Raw genomic sequence first — 18,132 nt, forward strand, 5'->3', positions numbered from 1 at the left:
TCCAGCCAGTACAGGCCTTCGGGGGTTTTCTTGTCGCCTTCTCGTTCCTTGGCACCCTTGGGCTGCTTGCCCAGCGAGATACGGTAGGTTTTCAGCGGCTCGCCACGGCTGATCAACTGCAGGCGGCGTTCGGACTTGATCACCAGTACCTTGTCGATCAGCGGTTGCATGGCCTGCTGCGAAGGCGACGGAGTTTGCGCTGCCGGCAGGGGCTTGCGGACGATGGTCTCGGTGAAGGCCGCCTGGGACACCGAGGTAACGCAAAGGCAGAAAAAGGCAAGCAACCAGCGCATGTAACGTATCCCTGAAGGGTTCTAGGTGGTGGTCGGGACGGTCATCGGGGGCAGGTATTCATGGCCTATGGGGTAGTGCTGCCCGATGCGGTCGCGATAGTAGCATTCTAGTGTGAGAGTGACGGTGCGGAAAGCCAGCTCGCTCCACGGTATCTCGTGCTCTTCGAACAGCTGCACCTCCAGGCTTTCGACACCGACCGCAAAATCAAGGTCCGCCAGTTCGGCGCGGAAGAACACATGCACCTGGTTGATGTGCGGCAGGTCGAATAGCTGGTACAGGCTCAGCGGCCCGACCCTGGCGCAGGCTTCCTCTACGGTTTCGCGACGGGCGGCCTGGTCGAGGGTTTCGCCGTTCTCCATGAAACCGGCGGGCAAGGTCCAGTAGCCTCGGCGCGGCTCGATGGCACGCCGACACAGCAGTACCCGGCTGCCCCAGGTCGGCAGCACGCCGGCGACGATGTTGGGGTTCTGGTAGTGGATGGTCTGGCAATGGTCGCAGACATACCGCAGGCGGCTGTCGCCCTCGGGGATCCGCTGAGTGACCGGCTGGCCGCACGCGCTGCAGAATTTCATAGGGGGGTCCTTTTGCTCAAGGCTATCTTGGCGTGCCTGCCGGGCCGTCGCAAGTGCGCGGGGCTTGGGTGCTTCGCGGCTTTGGTGCATCATGCAAGACAGGCCTTGGATACGAGCGTGCGCAATGCTGGACGAGCTACTTCGCCGAATGAGCAACCACCAACCCGCGTCACTGGAAACCGACCGACGGTTTCCGGAAGCGGCGGTCCTTTTGCCCATTACTCGCAGCGAAGCGCCCGAACTGGTCTTGACACTGCGCGCCAAGGGCCTGTCCACCCACGGTGGTGAAGTGGCTTTTCCCGGTGGTCGTCGCGACCCCGAAGACCCAGACCTGGTATTCACTGCGCTGCGCGAAGCCGAAGAAGAAATCGGCTTGCCGCCCGGCCTGGTCGAAGTGCTGGGCCCGCTCAGCCCGCTGATATCGCTGCATGGTCTGAAAGTGACGCCATTCGTCGGGGTAATCCCGGACTTTGTCGAATACCGCGCCAACGACGCCGAGATCGCGGCAGTATTCACCGTGCCGCTCGAATTCTTCCGCCAGGACCCGCGTGACCATACCCACCGTATCGACTACCAGGGGCGTAGCTGGTACGTGCCCAGCTATCGTTACGGCGAATACAAGATCTGGGGGCTGTCGGCGATCATGATCGTCGAGCTGGTCAACCTGCTGTTCGATGCCGGCATCAGCCTGCACCAGCCGCCCGAGCGTTATATCGAAATCTGAGCGGGGCCAACCCTGCCAACTGTGTCCTAGCCTGAGGAACCTTCATGAAATACCGCCTGGGCGACCTGCGGGTCGAGTGTCACCCCACCAGTTGGGCCGCCCCTAACGCCACGTTGATCGGCAACGTTCGCCTGCATGCTGATGCCAGCGTGTGGTTTGGCGCGGTGCTGCGCGGGGACAACGAGCTGATCGACATCGGCGAGGGCAGCAATGTCCAGGATGGCACGGTGATGCACACCGACATGGGCTCGCCGCTCACCTTGGGCAAGGGGGTGACCGTTGGCCACAACGCCATGCTGCATGGCTGCACGGTGGGCGACTACAGCCTGGTCGGCATCAATGCGGTGATCCTCAACGGCGCGCGCATTGGCAGGCATTGCATCATCGGCGCCAATGCGCTGATCGCAGAGGGCAAGGAAATTCCTGATGGTTCGCTGGTCATGGGCTCGCCGGGAAAGGTGGTGCGTGAGCTGACCGAGCAGCAGATGCGCATGCTCGAAGCCAGCGCTGCGCATTACGTGCACAATGCCCGGCGTTATGCGCAGGAGTTGGTGGTTGATGATGAGTGAAGTTGCAGAGCGGCCGGTGGCCTCGCCGTGTGTGAGCATCTGTGCGCTGGATGAGCAGGATATCTGTACCGGGTGCCAGCGTACCGTGGCCGAAATTGGCCGCTGGGGTCGGATGGACAACGACGAGCGCCGGGTGGTGCTGAAACGCTGCCATGAAAGGGCAGTGGAGGCCGGCCTGATTATCGGAGGCTGAACACAGTGCTGGCTTCATCGCCGGCAAGCCAGCTCCCACAGGTAGTCCATGTGGCCTGAGGGTTTGCACGATCACTGTGGGAGCTGGCTTGCCGGCGATAGGGCCAGTGCAGGTAACACACCTGCTTGATCAAGCTGCCATTGACCTGAAAATCAAGTAATCTGTGCCGCTTGCCCGACGGTCACTGCCCATGTTCTATCTCATTGCCTATATCAGCAGCGTAGTGCTGATCAACTTCGCGTTCTCCAGCGCCCCGCACCTGGACATCATCTGGTCTGCCTGGGGCGGCCTGGTGTTTATCCTGCGTGACATGGTGCAGACCCGCTTCGGCCATGGCGCGCTGGTCGCGATGCTGGTGGCCCTGGTGCTGTCCTATGTGACCTCGGAGCCGGCCATCGCCCTGGCCAGTGCCACTGCGTTCTTCATTTCCGAGCTGATCGACTGGCTGGTGTTCAGCATCACCCGCCGGCCACTGCGCGACCGCCTGTGGCTGAGTTCGGCGCTGAGTATTCCGGTGGACACGTTCATCTTCTTCGGCATGATCGGCGCCCTGACCCCTGCGGTGATCGGCACCGCCATGGCCTCGAAATTCGCCGGTGTCACTGCCGTGTGGCTGGCCATGGCATTTCGCGCCCGGCGGGCTGCCGTGGCCGGTTGATGGTGTAGAATAGCGGTCCTTTTTCAGCGGGCAGTGCCACGCCTGGTACGGCCCCAGATGCCTTCGAGGACCTGAAATGACCCGTATCGGAACCCCCTTGTCGCCCACCGCGACCCGTGTACTGCTCTGCGGCTGTGGCGAGCTGGGCAAGGAAGTGGTGATCGAGTTGCAGCGCCTGGGCGTCGAAGTGATCGCCGTCGACCGCTACGCCAATGCCCCGGCAATGCAAGTGGCGCACCGCAGCCACGTGGTCAACATGCTTGATGGCGTTGCCCTGCGCGCGGTGATCGAGGCCGAGAAGCCGCACTATATCGTCCCGGAAATCGAAGCCATCGCCACCGCCACCCTGGTGGAGCTGGAAAACGAAGGTTTCAACGTGGTGCCGACCGCCCGCGCCACCCAGCTGACCATGAACCGTGAAGGCATCCGCCGCCTGGCCGCCGAAGAGCTGGATCTGCCGACCTCGCCGTACCACTTTGCCGACACCTTCGAAGACTACGCCAAGGCCGTGGCCGATGTCGGCTACCCCTGCGTGGTCAAGCCGGTGATGAGCTCGTCGGGCAAGGGCCAGAGCCTGCTGCGCAGCGATGCCGACCTGCAGACGTCGTGGGACTACGCCCAGGAAGGCGGTCGCGCCGGCAAAGGCCGGGTGATCGTCGAAGGCTTTATCGACTTCGAATACGAAATCACCTTGCTGACCGTACGCCACGTCGGTGGTACTACGTTCCTCGAGCCGGTTGGTCATCGTCAGGAGAAGGGCGACTATCAGGAGTCGTGGCAGCCGCAGGCCATGAGCCCCAAGGCGCTGGCCGAGTCGCAGCGCGTGGCCAAGGCGGTCACCGATGCGCTGGGTGGTCGCGGCCTGTTTGGCGTGGAACTGTTCGTCAAAGGCGACCAGGTATGGTTCAGCGAAGTGTCACCGCGCCCGCATGACACTGGCCTGGTAACCCTGATTTCCCAGGACCTGTCGCAATTCGCCCTGCATGCCCGCGCCATTCTTGGCCTGCCGATCCCGGTCGTGCGTCAGTTCGGCCCATCGGCGTCGGCGGTGATCTTGCCGGAAGGCCAGTCGCAGCAAACCAGCTTTGCCAACCTGGGCGCAGCGCTGAGCGAGCCGGATACCGCCATTCGCCTGTTCGGCAAGCCGGAAATCAACGGCACCCGGCGCATGGGCGTGTGCCTGGCGCGTGACGAATCGGTCGAAGCCGCGCGGGCCAAGGCGACCCGGGCAGCGCAGGCGGTCAAAGTCGAGTTCTGATCCGGGACCCAAGGGGCCGCTTTGCGGCCCTTTCGCCGGCAAGCCAGCTCCCACAGGGTCTCCACAAGGCCCTAGGGCTGTATATCCCTGTGGGAGCTGGCTTGCCGGCGATGGGCTGCAAAGCAGCCCCGGCTTTCTCAAAGCTCGGTATTGCGGGTCTCTTTCAGGCACAGCACGGCAATCAGGCTGATCACCGCCGCCGCCGACACATAACCCCCCACCCAGCTCAACCCACCCATGCTCACCAGCTTCTGGGCAAAGAACGGCGCCGCCGAGGCCCCGACGATGCCGCCCAGGTTATACGCCGCCGAAGCCCCGGTATACCGCACGTGAGTCGGGAACAGCTCAGGCAGCAGTGCGCCCATCGGCGCAAAAGTCACGCCCATCAGGAACAGCTCGATGGCCAGGAACAGCGCCACGCCGGTAGTCGACCCCGAGGTCAGCAACGGCTCCATGGTAAAGCCCGATGCCACCGCCAGCACGCCGCCGACGATCAGTACCGGCTTGCGCCCGTAACGGTCGCTGAGCCAGGCCGACAGCGGCGTAGCCAAGGCCATGAAGACCACCGCAAAGCACAGCAGGCCAAGGAATGTTTCGCGGCTGTAGCCCAGCGTGGTCACGCCATAGCTCAGCGAGAACACCGTGGAAATGTAGAACAGCGCATAGCACACCACCATGGCTGCAGCGCCCATCAGGGTTGGCCGCCAATGCTTGGCGAACAGCTCCACCACCGGCATTTTCACCCGCTCCTGGCGCGCAACGGCAGTGGCGAACACCGGGCTTTCTTCGAGCTTCAGGCGCACGTACAGCCCCACCAGTACCAGCGCGGCGCTGAGCAGGAACGGAATGCGCCAGCCCCAGTCACGGAATTGTTCATCGCTGAGGGTAAGGGCCAGGGTCAGGAACAGACCGTTGGCGGCCAGAAACCCGATCGAAGGGCCCAGCTGCGGGAACATGCCGAACCAGGCGCGCTTGCCTTCCGGGGCGTTCTCGGTAGCCAGCAAAGCCGCGCCGCCCCATTCGCCGCCCAGGCCCAGGCCTTGGCCAAAGCGCAGCAGGCAGAGGATGATCGGCGCCCAGACGCCGATGCTGTCATAGCCCGGCAGCACGCCGATGGCGGTGGTCGACACACCCATCAGCAGCAGCGAGGCGACCAGGGTCGACTTGCGACCGATACGGTCACCAAAGTGGCCGAACAACGCCGAGCCCAGCGGCCGGGCAAGGAAGGCGATGCCGAAGGTAAGGAAGGCCGCCAGCATCTGCGCGGTACCCGACCCGGACGGGAAGAACACCGGGCCGATTACCAAGGCCGCGGCAGTGGCATACACGTAGAAATCGTAGAACTCGATGGCGGTGCCGATGAAGCTTGCGGTGGCTACCCGCGCGGGCGAGTTGACCGGCGCGGCAGGGGCTTGGGCATAGGTGCTGCTTGTCATTAAGTAGGTCCCTAACAGTCTGGTCCGGCTCCATGGGCATGGCTCGCGCGGTGTGCCAGGCAAAGGGCAGGCATGTCGCGCGGGCGCCGGAGCGTTTTGTTGTTGTGTGCGCCCGACTGACGATAGCCCAAGGGGGGTAGGGGCGGGGCGGGCACTGTTCGGGGTATTGAAGCAGGACCGCAGGGCGTGTCAGTGGAGCGGACTGGCCGTGTAACGCCGGGTGCGGGTAGCAGGCGTGGCGGCGGGGCTGGGTAAGCGTGACCGGAGTATAGCTATCGGGTCACGGTCCACACCAGTACCTTGCTGGCACAATTGTCCTCTGTTTCGAGGATTTCCAGGCGATAGCGGCCGATCTTCAGGCAAACGGCGCTTTCGGGGATGCTTTCCAGCGCTTCGGTCACCAGCCCGTTGAGGGTTTTTGGCCCGCCATCGCTAGGCAGATGCCAGCCAAGGCTGCGATTGATCTCGCGCAGCGAGGCGGTGCCGTCGATCACGAAGGTGCCATCGGGCTGTGGGTGCACGTGCGGGTTTCCCAGGCTTTGCTCGTCCTCGAACTCGCCCACGATCTCTTCGAGGATGTCTTCCAGTGTGACAATGCCCTGCACTTCGCCGTACTCGTCCACCACCACGCCCAGGCGCCGCTGCTGCTTGTGGAAGTTCAGCAACTGCATCTGCAAGGGCGTGCTCTCTGGCACGAAATAAGGCTCGTAGCAGGCGCCGTGCAGTGCCTCAAGGGTCAGCTCGGCCTTGGGCAGCAGGTGGCTGATCAACTTGGTGTTGAGGATCGCTTCGACCTGGTTGATATCGTTGTGGTAGACGGGCAAGCGGGTGTGGCGGCTGACGATAAGTTGCTCGATGATGCGTTCCATCGGCTCGTCGAGGTTGATGCCGTCCACTTCGTTGCGTGGCACCAGGATGTCGTTGACGGTGACCTTGTCCAGTGACTGCAGGCCGTCGAGCAGGCCGTGGCGCGGCGCCTCGTGCGCTTCATCTTCATCCGTGTCGTCGTCTTCCTGCGCGTGCAGGGCAACTGCTGTCGGCTGTGCACGGAAGGGGCGCAGGATCAGCTTCGCGCAGCCGTCGAGCAGGCAGGCAAAGGGTTGCAGCAGTGTCAGCGGCGCTTTCAGCAGGCTGACACCGAGGCTGACAAGTGCCTGCGGGTTGCGCCTGGCCAGGCGCCGGGGCAGAAATTCGGCGAAAACCAGCAATACCAGGGCGGCGCCCAGGCCGGCCAGCCAGAAACCGTGTTCACCGCTGTAGCGCTGCCCGATCAGGCACGCCAGGCCCAGCACCAGCAACTTGCCCAGGCTGGCGCAAAGCACCAGCGCCTGGGCTGGCAGTGGTGGTTGACCGTCATCGCCGTTGCGCAGCGAGCCATTGAGTTGCAGGCGGGCGGCATCCACGGCGGTGAACAGCGCTGCCCACAGCAGCGCCAGTGCCAAGGTGCCCAATAGCGTTGCGTACGGCAAGGTGTCCATGGGCGGCCGTCAGATATGCAGTATGAATTCGCGAACCAGCTTGCTGCCGAAATAGGCCAGCATCAGCAGGCAGAAACCGGCCAGGGTCCAGCGGATCGCCTTGTGGCCACGCCAGCCCAGGCGGGTGCGGCCCCACAGCAGCACGCTGAACACCACCCAGGCGACACAGGCCAGCAAAGTCTTGTGCACCAGGTGCTGGGCGAACAGGTTGTCAAGGAACAGCCAGCCCGAGATCAGCGACAGCGACAGCAGGCACCAGCCGGCCCAGAGGAAGCCGAACAGCAGGCTTTCCATGGTTTGCAGCGGCGGGAAGTTGCGAATCAGCCCGGACGGGTGCTTGTTCTTCAGCTGACGGTCCTGCAGCAGCAACAGCAGCGACTGGAACACGGCGATGGTGAACAGCCCGTAGGCCAGGATCGACAACAGGATATGCGCCAGGATGCCCGGCTCCTCGTTGATCAGCGGCACCGTGCCGGGGGGCGCGAACTGCGCCAGCAGCGCCGTCACCGCGCCCAGCGGGAACAGCAGCACCAGCAGGTTTTCCACCGGTATGCGCATGCAGGCCAGCAGGGTCAGGGCGATGACGGCCACGGCGATAAGGCTGGCAGCGCTGAAGAAGTCCAGGCTCAGGCCCAGCGGGGTGATCAGCTGGAAGAACAGCGCGCCGGCCTGGGCGAGCACCGCGACGGCACCCAGCAGGGCAAGCAGGCGTTTGTCGGCCTTGCGACCCTGGGCCAGGTGCAGGCCCTGGTAGACGGCTGCAGCTATATAGAGGCCGGCGGCGATCAGGTTGGGGATGAGGCTGGGTGAGGAGACCATAAGTCCTGGTTGACGAGCCTTAAAGAGACGGAGTTTGGCATAGATCCCGCCGCTCTAGGAAGACTGGCAGGCCGCGTAACGGCATTCGCGGGTGAACCCGCTCCCACAGGTACCGCGCAAGCCACAAGTGTAGTGAAGATCCTGTGGGTGGGGGTTCACCCGCGAACAGGCAGGCACAGCCACCGAATATCTCCCAAGGTGTGCGCCGCCGCCGCACTTCGCTATAATCGCCGCCTTGCTGTGCCCGGCGGGTGTGTATTTCCTCTAGGGCGCCTGACAAACCTCGGCTTTTACTGGGCCTGAAAGGATCACCATGTTCGAAAACCTGACCGACCGCCTGTCACAGACGCTGCGCCATGTCACCGGCAAGGCCAAGCTGACCGAAGACAACATCAAGGACACGCTGCGCGAAGTGCGCATGGCCCTGCTCGAGGCCGACGTTGCCCTGCCGGTGGTCAAGGATTTCGTCAACAGCGTCAAGGAACGTGCGGTCGGCACCGAAGTGTCGCGCAGCCTGACCCCGGGCCAGGCGTTCGTGAAGATCGTCCAGGCCGAGCTTGAGAGCCTGATGGGGGCGGCCAACGAAGACCTGGCCCTCAATGCTGCCCCGCCTGCTGTGGTGCTGATGGCCGGCCTGCAGGGCGCCGGCAAGACCACCACCGCCGGCAAGCTGGCGCGCTTCCTCAAGGAACGCAAGAAAAAGAGCGTGATGGTGGTGTCCGCCGACGTCTATCGCCCGGCGGCGATCAAGCAGCTGGAAACGCTGGCCAACGATATCGGCGTGACCTTCTTCCCGTCCGACATCAGCCAGAAGCCGGTAGCCATTGCCGAAGCGGCCATCCGTGAAGCCAAGCTGAAGTTCATCGACGTGGTCATCGTCGACACCGCCGGCCGCCTGCACATCGACGCCGACATGATGGACGAGATCAAGGCGCTGCACGCCGCGGTCAAGCCGATCGAGACCCTGTTCGTGGTCGACGCCATGACCGGCCAGGACGCCGCCAACACCGCCAAGGCGTTTGGCGAGGCGCTGCCGTTGACCGGCGTGGTGCTGACCAAGGTCGACGGTGACGCCCGTGGTGGTGCCGCGCTGTCGGTACGTGCCATCACCGGCAAGCCGATCAAGTTCATCGGCATGGGTGAAAAAACCGAAGCCCTCGAGCCGTTCCACCCTGACCGCGTCGCTTCGCGCATCCTCGGCATGGGTGACGTGCTCAGCCTGATCGAGCAGGCCGAGCAGACCATCGACAAGGCCAAGGCCGACAAGCTGGCCAAAAAGCTGAAGAAAGGCAAAGGCTTCGACCTCGAAGACTTCCGCGACCAGCTGCAACAAATGAAGAACATGGGCGGCCTGGGCGGCCTGATGGACAAGCTGCCGAGCATCGGCGGGGTGAATCTGTCGCAGATGGGCAACGCCCAGGGCGCGGCCGAGAAGCAGTTCAAGCAGATGGAGGCGATCATCAACTCCATGACCCCGGCCGAACGCCGCGACCCCGACCTGATCAGCGGTTCGCGCAAGCGCCGGATCGCCCTGGGTTCCGGTACCCAGGTGCAGGACATCGGCCGGTTGATCAAGCAGCACAAGCAAATGCAGAAGATGATGAAGAAATTCTCTGCCAAAGGCGGCATGGCCAAGATGATGCGCGGCCTGGGCGGCATGATGCCAGGCGGCGGCATGCCCAAGCTGTAACCCCTATTCCGGGTGCCTGCCTTTTGTCGGGCAGGTACCCAGAAACCCCGCTCTGGCGGGGCAATTGCCGCGGATTTCGCGGCTCAACCGGCAAATCTGGACGGTAGGCCATGGCCTTGCCGAAAAAGTCATTTGCAAATGTCCGTGTATTCCCCGAGAATATGCGGCCTTTTGGGCACCCGTGTGCCTATTTGGCATTCAGATTTGCAGTACCAGCTGCTGTATCAACTGCAGCACCGACTATAGGAACGATGTTCACATGGTAACCATTCGTCTGGCCCGTGGCGGCTCGAAAAAGCGCCCATTCTACCACCTGACCGTGACCAACTCGCGTAACGCCCGTGACGGCCGTTTCGTTGAGCGCGTTGGCTTCTTCAACCCGATCGCATCGGGCGCCGAAGTCAAGCTGTCGGTCAACCAAGAGCGCGTCACCTACTGGCTGAGCCAGGGCGCACAGCCGTCTGAGCGTGTTGCTCAGCTGCTGAAGGAAGCTGCCAAGGCCGCTGCCTGAACAGTATGAACGCGACGCCAGAAAAGACTGACGACCTCATCGTCGTTGGCAAGATTTTTTCGGTTCACGGCGTTCGCGGCGAGGTGAAGGTGTATTCCTTTACCGATCCGATTGAAAACCTGTTGGATTATCCACGCTGGACGCTTCGGCACGAAGGCAAGGTAAAGCAGGTCGAGCTGGTCAGCGGTCGTGGCTCCCAAAAGGGCCTGGTCGTGAAACTGAAAGGCCTCGAGGATCGCGATGAAGCCCGGCTTCTGAGCGGTTACGATATCTGCATTGCGCGGAGCCTTTTGCCCAACCTGGCAGCCGACGAGTACTACTGGTACCAGTTGCAAGGCCTGAAGGTCATCAACCAGGACGAACACCTGTTCGGCAAGGTCGATCACCTGTTGGAGACCGGTGCGAACGATGTAATGGTGGTCAAACCCTGCGCAGGCAGCCTGGATGATCGCGAGCGTCTGTTGCCCTATACGGAGCAATGCGTGCTGGCAATCGACCTGGAAGCAGGCGTGATGCGGGTTGAATGGGACGCGGACTTCTAGACGATGGGTAACCTTCGCGTAGACGTCATCACGTTGTTCCCCGAGATGTTTTCGGCCATCACGGAGTACGGCATTACCAGCCGTGCGGTGAAACAGGGGTTGCTTCAGGTGACTTGCTGGAACCCGCGGGACTACACCACAGATCGTCACCACACGGTGGATGATCGACCGTTTGGCGGTGGTCCGGGCATGGTGATGAAAATCAAGCCTCTGGAAGACGCACTGGTTAACGCCAGGCAAGCGACCGGAGCATCGGCAAAGGTGATCTACCTTTCGCCGCAAGGCCGCAAGCTGACTCAGCAGGCGGTCAAAGGCCTGGCCGAACAGGAATCGTTGATCCTGATCGCCGGTCGTTATGAAGGCATCGACGAGCGCTTTATCGAGGCTCATGTCGATGAGGAGTGGTCGATTGGCGACTATGTGCTTTCCGGTGGCGAGCTGCCGGCCATGGTACTGATCGATGCGGTTACGCGGCTGCTGCCCGGAGCTTTAGGGCATGTGGACTCGGCGGAAGAGGATTCCTTCACCGACGGTCTGCTCGATTGCCCGCACTACACCCGACCTGAGGTGTATGCGGATCAGCGTGTTCCCGACGTGTTGCTAAGTGGCAACCATGCACATATCCGGCGTTGGAGGATGAAGCAGTCCCTTGGTAGGACCTTCGAACGACGCGCCGATCTTCTGGAAAGTCGCTCACTTTCTGGAGAAGAGAAGAAGCTGCTCGAGGAATATCTCCGCGAGCGGGACGATAGTTAAACGTATCGATGGTGGATCACGTATCCATCTTAGGAGCACAGCATGACCAACAAGATCATCCAGCAGCTCGAAGCCGAGCAGATGAGCAAGGAAATCCCGACCTTCGCACCAGGTGACACCGTAGTCGTCCAGGTTAAAGTGAAGGAAGGTGAGCGTTCCCGTCTGCAGGCGTTCGAAGGCGTCGTTATCGCCAAGCGTAACCGCGGTCTGAACAGCGCCTTCACCGTGCGCAAGATCTCCAGCGGCGTTGGCGTAGAGCGTACCTTCCAGACCTACAGCCCGCAGATCGACAGCCTGGCCGTGAAACGTCGTGGTGACGTGCGTAAAGCCAAGCTGTACTACCTGCGTGACCTGTCCGGCAAAGCCGCTCGCATCAAGGAAAAACTGTCCTGAGTACAGTTTGCCCGGTGGCCCAGGCCGCCTAGCGAGAAAAAAGCAGCCTTCGGGCTGCTTTTTTGTGGGAGCAGGTTTACCCGCGAAGGGTGTGCACTGGCACGCCCGCCTTACGATGGAGTAGCCCATGAGCACTACCCGAGACCAGGAAATCCAGCGTCGCACCGAGCTGTCGGTGACCCGCGTGACCAAGGCGGTATTCCCCAACACCACCAACCACCACAACACCCTGTTCGGCGGCACCGCCCTGGCCTGGATGGACGAAGTATCGTTCATTGCCGCCACCCGCTTCTGTCGCCTGCCGCTGGTGACCGTGTCCACCGACCGCATCGACTTCAAACACCCGATCCCGGCCGGCTCTATCGTTGAGCTGGTAGGCTCGGTGGTCAAGGTGGGCAACACCAGCTTGCAGGTGCAGGTCGACGTGTTCGTCGAGAACATGTACCTCGATGGCCGCGAGCGCGCGATCCATGGCGTGTTCAGCTTTGTCGCCATCGATGAGGACAAGCGCCCGGTGCCGGTGCTGCCGCAAGCCTGAATCTCAACCTGCAGCAACTGCCGTCTCGCTGACGGGGGCTGGCTCGACCAGTGCCACCAGGGTCCAGCCGGGCTGTGGGGCCAGCGGGTTGTCGGGGCTTGAAACATGCACCCAGCCGTGGGCATCACGCGCAAACAGCAGATGAGCGCGCTCGCCATGCAGCGCCTGGTAGTCCTCCCAGTCAAAGCCCTCGGTCAGGTTGGTGCTGTACAGTTCCGCCCCGTGGTGGAGGTGGTTGGCCAGTTGCTGGTAGGTCATCGGGCTTGCGCCAAGCAGTTGGCCGCGGTGTTCCTGGCTGGCCCGGTGTTTGTCGCTGCGCTGTTTCTCCAGGCCGCTGGCCAGCACATACAGGCGGCCATGGCCGAAGTCATGGCGAAAGCGTGCGCAGGCCAGGGTGTTGATTTCACCCGCCGGTGAAAGCCCCAGCAGATGGCCGAGGCCGACCAGGTCCAGATGGGCGTCGGCGTGTTGCGAGGCTGGGTTGCCGAAGTAGGTCGGCAGGCCGTCCATGCGCGCGGCGCGGATGTTTTCCCAGCTCGAATCGGTCAGCAATACCCGGCTGCCCAATTGCTGCAGGGCCTTGCCGATGGCGCGCGCAGGGCTGCTGGCGCCGACGATCAGAAAGCCGCTGGGCGCCGGCTCTGCGACCCTGAGCAGGCGCGCCAGTGGCCGGGCCGTGGCGCTTTGCAGCACGACGGTGCCGATAATCACGGCGAACGTCAGCGGCACCAGCAGCAAAGCATCCTGATGGCCAGCCTCGTGCAGGCGAATGGCAAAAATGGCCGACACCGCCGCGGCGACGATGCCGCGTGGTGCTATCCAGGCCAGCAGGGCGCGTTCACGCCAGTTCAGCGAAGAGCCCAGCGTCGACAGCAACACGTTCAATGGCCGTGCCAGCAACTGGATCACCAGCAGCAGCGCAAGTACCGCCGGACCCAGCCCGAGCAGGGCATGCAAGTCGAGCCGCGCGGCCAGCAGGATGAACAGGCCGGAGATCAGCAGCACGCTGAGGTTTTCCTTGAAGTGCAGGATCTGCCGCACATCGACCCCGCGCATGTTGGCCAGCCACATACCCATGATCGTCACTGCCAACAGCCCGGACTCGTGCACGATCAGGTTGGCGGCAATGAAGATGCCCAGCACGGCGGCCAGCGAGGCCAGGTTGTGCAGGTATTCCGGCAGCCACTGTTCGCGCATGATCTGCCCCAGCAACCAGCCCCCCGCAGCGCCCAGCGCACTGCCGCAGAAGATCACCCCGGCAAAGGTGCCCAGGCTCTGGGTCAGGCCATTGCCGTCGGCGCTGGCAATGATGAAGCTGTACACCACCACCGCGAGCAAGGCGCCGATCGGGTCGATGACGATGCCTTCCCAGCGCAGGATGTTGGCGATCGTCGCGTTGGGCCGGACCACGCGCAGCATCGGTACGATCACGGTGGGGCCGGTGACCAGGGTCAGGGCACCAAAGAGGATTGCCAGCTGCCATTCAAAGCCCAGCAGCCAGTGGGTCGCCAGCGCGATGACCAGCCAGGTCGACAACGCACCGAGGGTGACAAGGCGGTGCACCACGCTGCCGATCTCGCGCCACTGTGACAGGTGCAGGGTGAGGCTGCCCTCGAACAGGATCAGCGCCACCGCCAGTGAAACCAGCGGCATCAGCAATGGGCCGAACAGTGCCTGCGGGTCGAGCCAGCCGAGCAGCGGCCCGACCACGATGCCGGCCAGCAGCAGAAACAGGATCGCTGGAAGCTTAAGGCGCCAGGCCAGCCACTGGCAGGCGAGTGCCGCGGCGCCAATGCCACCGACGCTGAGAAGGATCTGCTGTTCGTTCATGCGGCCTCCCTATGCCGGCGTTGTTATGAAAGACTAAGCGCCATTTCGTCGTTTGCCACCGAGATTTCATGTCTGCCCTCGACCACCCCCTGATCGACCAGTTCCTCGACGCCCTGTGGCTGGAAAAAGGCCTGTCCGATAACACCCGCGTGTCCTACCGCAGCGACCTGGCCCTGTTCAACGGCTGGCTGCAGGCGCATTCGGTATCCCTGCCCGACGCTGGCCGCGACCTGATTCTCGATCATCTGGCCTGGCGCATCGACCAAGGCTACAAGCCTCGCTCGACGGCGCGCTTCCTGTCCGGGCTGCGTGGTTTCTTCCGCTACTTGCTCCGGGAAAAGCTGGTCGCCGTCGACCCGACCCTGCAAATCGACATGCCACAGCTCGGCAAGCCATTGCCCAAGTCGCTGTCGGAGGCGGACGTCGAAGCCTTGCTGCTGGCCCCGGACCTGGGTGAAGCCATCGGCCAGCGCGACCGGGCCATGCTGGAAGTGCTGTACGCCTGCGGCCTGCGCGTTACCGAACTGGTCAGCCTGACCCTGGACCAGGTCAACCTGCGCCAGGGTGTGCTGCGGGTAATGGGCAAGGGCAGCAAGGAGCGGCTGGTGCCCATGGGCGAAGAAGCGGTGCTGTGGGTGGAGCGCTATACCCGCGACGGCCGCGCCGAGCTGCTCAACGGGTGCCCCAGCGATGTGCTGTTCCCCAGCCAGCGCGGCGAGCAGATGACCCGCCAGACCTTCTGGCATCGCATCAAGCAGCATGCCCGGGTGGCGTGCATCGACAAGCCGCTGTCGCCGCACACCTTGCGCCATGCCTTCGCCACCCACCTGCTCAACCATGGCGCCGACTTGCGCGTGGTGCAGATGCTGCTGGGCCACAGTGACCTGTCCACCACCCAGATCTACACCCACGTCGCCAAGGCCCGCTTGCAGCAACTGCATGCCCAGCACCACCCGCGTGGATGAATGTTTTTCATGTTCTGCCGACCGGTCCTTGCAAGGCCCTTCACCGGCGGTGTGATGTGGTAGGCTTGGGCGGTTTGCACCAAGGGCCGCACGGCCACCGCGTATTTTCCGCAGGTGGCGCCCTCCGGCCCCTGTCCGCCTTCAGGAGTTCCCATGCGCGTGACCCAGTTTTTCGCCGCCGCCGCGTTGGCGTTGGCCAGTACTTTTGCCGTTGCTGCGGCAACCGATAGCAACGCCGGTGCCGAGCAGGCCATCCGTAAATCGTTGCAGAACCTCGAGCTGGAAGTACCTGTAGAAAGCGTGGCCAGCAGCCCGGTCAGCGGCCTTTACGAGGTCAAGCTGCAGGGTGGCCGCGTGTTGTACGCCAGCGGCGACGGCCAGTTCGTGATGCAGGGCTACCTGTTCCAGATCCAGGACGGCAAGCCGGTCAATCTGACTGAAAAAACCGAACGCCTGGGCATCGCCAAGCTCATCAATGGCATTCCAGCCGCCGAGATGGTGGTTTATCCTGCCAAGGGCGAGACCAAGTCACACATCACCGTATTCACCGACACCACCTGCCCGTACTGCCACAAGCTGCATGCCGAAGTGCCTGAGTTGAACCGTCGCGGTATCGAAGTGCGCTACGTCGCCTTCCCGCGCCAGGGCCTCGGCTCGGCAGGTGACCAGCAGTTGCAGGCCGTGTGGTGCTCCAGCGACCGTCGCGGGGCGATGGACAAGATGGTCGAAGGCGAAGAAATCAAGGCGGCCAAGTGCGCCAACCCGGTGGGCAAGCAGTTCCAGCTGGGCCAGTCGATCGGCGTCAATGGCACGCCAGCCATCGTCCTGGAAAGCGGCCAGGTCATTCCGGGCTACCAGCCGGCACCGCAGGTCGCCAAGCTGGCACTTGCCAAGTAATACAATTCAGTACGCCGTCGTCATGGGGTGACGGCATGTTTCACGGTCGGCGAAGTGTCGGCCGTTCAATGGGGAGTTCACAGTGAAACCGGTCAAAGTAGGCATCTGTGGGTTGGGGACCGTCGGTGGCGGAACCTTCAATGTACTTCAGCGCAACGCCGAGGAGATTGCCCGCCGTGCCGGGCGCGGTATTGAAGTGGCCCAGATTGCCATGCGCTCGCAGAACCCGAACTGCCAGATTACCGGTACCCCCATTACCGCTGACGTGTTCGAAGTTGCGAGCAACCCGGAGATCGATATTGTCATCGAGCTGATCGGTGGCTACACCGTGGCCCGTGACCTGGTGCTCAAGGCCATCGAAAACGGCAAGCATGTGGTTACCGCCAACAAGGCGCTGATCGCCGTACACGGTAACGAAATCTTCGCCAAGGCGCGCGAGAAGGGCGTCATCGTCGCCTTCGAAGCGGCCGTGGCCGGTGGTATTCCGGTCATCAAGGCCATTCGTGAAGGCCTGTCGGCCAACCGCATCAACTGGCTGGCCGGCATCATCAACGGCACCGGCAACTTCATCCTCACCGAAATGCGCGAGAAAGGCCGCGCCTTCCCCGACGTACTGGCCGAAGCCCAGGCGCTGGGTTACGCCGAAGCCGACCCGACCTTCGACGTGGAAGGCATCGATGCCGCGCACAAGCTGACCATCCTCGCCTCGATTGCGTTTGGCATCCCGCTGCAGTTCGACAAGGCCTACACCGAAGGCATCACCCAGCTGACCACCGCTGACGTGAACTACGCCGAGGCCCTGGGCTACCGCATCAAGCACCTGGGCGTGGCGCGTCGCACCGCCGAGGGCATCGAGCTGCGCGTGCACCCGACGCTGATCCCCGCCGATCGCCTGATCGCCAACGTCAACGGCGTGATGAACGCGGTCATGGTAAACGGTGATGCCGCCGGCTCCACCCTGTACTACGGTGCCGGCGCTGGCATGGAGCCTACCGCTTCGTCGGTGATCGGCGACCTGGTCGATGTGGTCCGTGCCATGACTTCCGACCCGGAAAACCGCGTGCCGCACCTGGCCTTCCAGCCTGATTCGCTGTCGGCTCACCCGATCCTGCCGATCGAGGCCTGCGAAAGCGCCTACTACCTGCGCATCCAGGCCAAGGATCACCCGGGCGTACTGGCCCAGGTGGCCAGCATCCTCTCGGAGCGTGGTATCAACATAGAGTCGATCATGCAGAAGGAAGCCGAGGAGCAGGACGGCCTGGTGCCGATGATCCTGCTGACCCACCGTGTGGTCGAACAGGGCATCAACGACGCCATCGTCGCCCTGGAAGCCCTGCAGGACGTGGTCGGCAAGGTCGTGCGCATTCGCGTCGAACAGCTCAACTAACACATAGCGCCGTCGGGCCGCCAGCGTGGCCCCGGCCTCAGCATCGAAGGTTTGCACCATGCGCTATATCAGTACCCGCGGCCAGGCACCGGCCCTGAACTTCGAAGACGTACTGCTGGCTGGCCTGGCCAGTGACGGCGGCCTGTACGTCCCGGAAAACCTGCCACGCTTCACCCAGGAAGAAATCGCTTCTTGGGCCGGCCTGCCGTACCACGAACTGGCTTTCCGTGTGATGCGCCCGTTCGTCGAAGGCAGCATCGCCGATGCCGACTTCAAGAAAATCCTTGAAGAAACCTACGGCGAGTTCGCCCATGCTGCGGTTGCCCCGCTGCGTCAGCTGAACAGCAACGAATGGGTGCTGGAGCTGTTCCACGGCCCGACCCTGGCGTTCAAGGACTTCGCCCTGCAACTGCTCGGCCGCCTGCTCGACCATGTGTTGGCCAAGCGCAACGAGCGCGTGGTGATCATCGGCGCCACCAGCGGTGACACCGGTTCGGCCGCCATCGAAGGTTGCCGCCGTTGCGACAACGTCGACATCTTCATCCTGCACCCGCACCAGCGCGTGTCGGAAGTGCAGCGTCGGCAGATGACCACGCTGTTCGGCGACAACATTCACAACATC

21 protein-coding genes are annotated in these 18,132 nt (G+C 63.0%); 15 read left to right on the plus strand and 6 right to left on the minus strand.

The annotated features are described in order from the left end of the window. The coding region (locus HP547_RS15290; RefSeq protein WP_372242897.1) for a L,D-transpeptidase family protein at positions 1–293 on the minus strand (293 nt) is incomplete at its 3' end. A 21-nt stretch (positions 294–314) separates the two neighbouring features. Beyond that, positions 315–866, minus strand: coding sequence for an NUDIX hydrolase (locus HP547_RS15295; protein ID WP_172222257.1), 552 nt, complete (start codon positions 864–866; stop codon positions 315–317). Between the two features lie 124 nt (positions 867–990). Between HP547_RS15295 and HP547_RS15300 the strand changes: the two genes are divergently transcribed. The 5 genes from HP547_RS15300 (at position 991) to purT (ending at position 4,268) form a co-directional block, all read left to right on the plus strand. Beyond that, positions 991–1,590: a CoA pyrophosphatase gene (locus HP547_RS15300; RefSeq protein ID WP_172222253.1), complete on the plus strand. Its 600-nt coding sequence runs from the start codon at positions 991–993 to the stop codon at positions 1,588–1,590. Between the two features lie 44 nt (positions 1,591–1,634). After that, on the plus strand, positions 1,635–2,159 hold the full coding sequence (locus HP547_RS15305) for a gamma carbonic anhydrase family protein (protein ID WP_172286729.1): 525 nt from the start codon (positions 1,635–1,637) through the stop codon (positions 2,157–2,159). Further along, complete coding sequence (locus HP547_RS15310; RefSeq protein WP_172222246.1) at positions 2,149–2,352, plus strand: DUF1289 domain-containing protein; 204 nt, start codon at positions 2,149–2,151, stop codon at positions 2,350–2,352. The genes HP547_RS15305 and HP547_RS15310 overlap by 11 nt, the downstream gene beginning before the upstream one ends. Before the next feature lie 190 nt (positions 2,353–2,542). Beyond that, entirely contained in the window at positions 2,543–3,010 is a 468-nt protein-coding gene (locus tag HP547_RS15315; protein ID WP_172222237.1) for a VUT family protein, read from the plus strand. A gap of 76 nt (positions 3,011–3,086) precedes the next feature. After that, positions 3,087–4,268 carry a formate-dependent phosphoribosylglycinamide formyltransferase gene (gene purT, locus HP547_RS15320; RefSeq protein WP_172222234.1) on the plus strand — a complete coding sequence of 394 codons (1,182 nt, stop codon included), beginning with the start codon at positions 3,087–3,089 and terminating at the stop codon, positions 4,266–4,268. 137 nt (positions 4,269–4,405) lie between these two features. Here the strand turns inward: purT and HP547_RS15325 are convergent, their stop codons facing one another. The 3 genes from HP547_RS15325 to HP547_RS15335 all read right to left on the minus strand — a co-directional run bounded on the left by HP547_RS15325 (position 4,406) and on the right by HP547_RS15335 (position 8,001). Beyond that, positions 4,406–5,704, minus strand: coding sequence for an MFS transporter (locus HP547_RS15325; protein WP_172286730.1), 1,299 nt, complete (start codon positions 5,702–5,704; stop codon positions 4,406–4,408). 272 nt (positions 5,705–5,976) lie between these two features. Then, entirely contained in the window at positions 5,977–7,182 is a 1,206-nt protein-coding gene (locus HP547_RS15330) for a transporter associated domain-containing protein (RefSeq protein WP_172222225.1), read from the minus strand. Between the two features lie 9 nt (positions 7,183–7,191). Then, positions 7,192–8,001 (minus strand): inner membrane protein YpjD, encoded by an 810-nt coding sequence (locus HP547_RS15335; RefSeq protein WP_172222201.1) that lies wholly within the window; start codon positions 7,999–8,001, stop codon positions 7,192–7,194. Positions 8,002–8,314: 313 nt separating this feature from the next. Between HP547_RS15335 and ffh the strand changes: the two genes are divergently transcribed. From ffh to HP547_RS15365, 6 genes are all read left to right on the plus strand, one after another. Then, positions 8,315–9,691, plus strand: coding sequence for a signal recognition particle protein (gene ffh / locus HP547_RS15340; RefSeq protein ID WP_172286731.1), 1,377 nt, complete (start codon positions 8,315–8,317; stop codon positions 9,689–9,691). Positions 9,692–9,950: 259 nt separating this feature from the next. Then, positions 9,951–10,202 (plus strand): 30S ribosomal protein S16, encoded by a 252-nt coding sequence (rpsP, locus tag HP547_RS15345; protein ID WP_011535318.1) that lies wholly within the window; start codon positions 9,951–9,953, stop codon positions 10,200–10,202. 5 nt (positions 10,203–10,207) lie between these two features. After that, positions 10,208–10,744: a ribosome maturation factor RimM gene (gene rimM / locus HP547_RS15350; RefSeq protein WP_172286732.1), complete on the plus strand. Its 537-nt coding sequence runs from the start codon at positions 10,208–10,210 to the stop codon at positions 10,742–10,744. A gap of 3 nt (positions 10,745–10,747) precedes the next feature. Next, positions 10,748–11,500, plus strand: a complete 753-nt coding sequence (gene trmD / locus HP547_RS15355; protein ID WP_172223294.1) for a tRNA (guanosine(37)-N1)-methyltransferase TrmD — start codon at positions 10,748–10,750, stop codon at positions 11,498–11,500. 42 nt (positions 11,501–11,542) lie between these two features. Continuing rightward, positions 11,543–11,893 carry a 50S ribosomal protein L19 gene (gene rplS, locus HP547_RS15360; protein WP_003252148.1) on the plus strand — a complete coding sequence of 117 codons (351 nt, stop codon included), beginning with the start codon at positions 11,543–11,545 and terminating at the stop codon, positions 11,891–11,893. Positions 11,894–12,020: 127 nt separating this feature from the next. Beyond that, a complete protein-coding gene (locus HP547_RS15365; RefSeq protein WP_016485145.1) occupies positions 12,021–12,431 on the plus strand; it encodes an acyl-CoA thioesterase in 411 nt (136 codons plus the stop codon). Between the two features lie 3 nt (positions 12,432–12,434). Here HP547_RS15365 and HP547_RS15370 read toward each other — a convergent pair whose 3' ends face one another. After that, positions 12,435–14,261: a sodium:proton antiporter gene (locus HP547_RS15370; RefSeq protein ID WP_172223290.1), complete on the minus strand. Its 1,827-nt coding sequence runs from the start codon at positions 14,259–14,261 to the stop codon at positions 12,435–12,437. Positions 14,262–14,329: 68 nt separating this feature from the next. Between HP547_RS15370 and xerD the strand changes: the two genes are divergently transcribed. The 4 genes from xerD to HP547_RS15390 form a co-directional block, all read left to right on the plus strand. Next, positions 14,330–15,226, plus strand: coding sequence for a site-specific tyrosine recombinase XerD (gene xerD / locus HP547_RS15375; RefSeq protein WP_172286733.1), 897 nt, complete (start codon positions 14,330–14,332; stop codon positions 15,224–15,226). Positions 15,227–15,379: 153 nt separating this feature from the next. Beyond that, positions 15,380–16,123: a thioredoxin fold domain-containing protein gene (locus HP547_RS15380; protein WP_172223283.1), complete on the plus strand. Its 744-nt coding sequence runs from the start codon at positions 15,380–15,382 to the stop codon at positions 16,121–16,123. 82 nt (positions 16,124–16,205) lie between these two features. Then, positions 16,206–17,510, plus strand: a complete 1,305-nt coding sequence (locus tag HP547_RS15385) for a homoserine dehydrogenase (protein WP_172223280.1) — start codon at positions 16,206–16,208, stop codon at positions 17,508–17,510. Between the two features lie 58 nt (positions 17,511–17,568). Then, positions 17,569–18,132, plus strand: a 564-nt coding sequence (locus HP547_RS15390) for a pyridoxal-phosphate dependent enzyme (RefSeq protein WP_172286734.1), incomplete at its 3' end; no start/stop codon positions are given.

The sequence above is a fragment of the Pseudomonas sp. CM27 genome (assembly GCF_013179515.1).
Classification (GTDB): domain Bacteria; phylum Pseudomonadota; class Gammaproteobacteria; order Pseudomonadales; family Pseudomonadaceae; genus Aquipseudomonas.

What these genes read in the sequence shown, in the direction of transcription:
- HP547_RS15325 (WP_172286730.1), bottom strand. Translation starts at nt 5,704, where the DNA reads ATGACAAGCAGCACCTATGCCCAAGCCCCTGCCGCGCCGGTCAACTCG.
- trmD (WP_172223294.1), top strand. Translation starts at nt 10,748, where the DNA reads ATGGGTAACCTTCGCGTAGACGTCATCACGTTGTTCCCCGAGATGTTT.
- HP547_RS15365 (WP_016485145.1), top strand. Translation starts at nt 12,021, where the DNA reads ATGAGCACTACCCGAGACCAGGAAATCCAGCGTCGCACCGAGCTGTCG.
- HP547_RS15310 (WP_172222246.1), top strand. Translation starts at nt 2,149, where the DNA reads ATGATGAGTGAAGTTGCAGAGCGGCCGGTGGCCTCGCCGTGTGTGAGC.
- ffh (WP_172286731.1), top strand. Translation starts at nt 8,315, where the DNA reads ATGTTCGAAAACCTGACCGACCGCCTGTCACAGACGCTGCGCCATGTC.
- HP547_RS15330 (WP_172222225.1), bottom strand. Translation starts at nt 7,182, where the DNA reads ATGGACACCTTGCCGTACGCAACGCTATTGGGCACCTTGGCACTGGCG.
- xerD (WP_172286733.1), top strand. Translation starts at nt 14,330, where the DNA reads ATGTCTGCCCTCGACCACCCCCTGATCGACCAGTTCCTCGACGCCCTG.
- HP547_RS15380 (WP_172223283.1), top strand. Translation starts at nt 15,380, where the DNA reads ATGCGCGTGACCCAGTTTTTCGCCGCCGCCGCGTTGGCGTTGGCCAGT.
- HP547_RS15295 (WP_172222257.1), bottom strand. Translation starts at nt 866, where the DNA reads ATGAAATTCTGCAGCGCGTGCGGCCAGCCGGTCACTCAGCGGATCCCC.
- HP547_RS15305 (WP_172286729.1), top strand. Translation starts at nt 1,635, where the DNA reads ATGAAATACCGCCTGGGCGACCTGCGGGTCGAGTGTCACCCCACCAGT.
- HP547_RS15300 (WP_172222253.1), top strand. Translation starts at nt 991, where the DNA reads ATGCTGGACGAGCTACTTCGCCGAATGAGCAACCACCAACCCGCGTCA.
- HP547_RS15335 (WP_172222201.1), bottom strand. Translation starts at nt 8,001, where the DNA reads ATGGTCTCCTCACCCAGCCTCATCCCCAACCTGATCGCCGCCGGCCTC.
- rplS (WP_003252148.1), top strand. Translation starts at nt 11,543, where the DNA reads ATGACCAACAAGATCATCCAGCAGCTCGAAGCCGAGCAGATGAGCAAG.
- rpsP (WP_011535318.1), top strand. Translation starts at nt 9,951, where the DNA reads ATGGTAACCATTCGTCTGGCCCGTGGCGGCTCGAAAAAGCGCCCATTC.
- HP547_RS15315 (WP_172222237.1), top strand. Translation starts at nt 2,543, where the DNA reads ATGTTCTATCTCATTGCCTATATCAGCAGCGTAGTGCTGATCAACTTC.
- HP547_RS15370 (WP_172223290.1), bottom strand. Translation starts at nt 14,261, where the DNA reads ATGAACGAACAGCAGATCCTTCTCAGCGTCGGTGGCATTGGCGCCGCG.
- purT (WP_172222234.1), top strand. Translation starts at nt 3,087, where the DNA reads ATGACCCGTATCGGAACCCCCTTGTCGCCCACCGCGACCCGTGTACTG.
- rimM (WP_172286732.1), top strand. Translation starts at nt 10,208, where the DNA reads ATGAACGCGACGCCAGAAAAGACTGACGACCTCATCGTCGTTGGCAAG.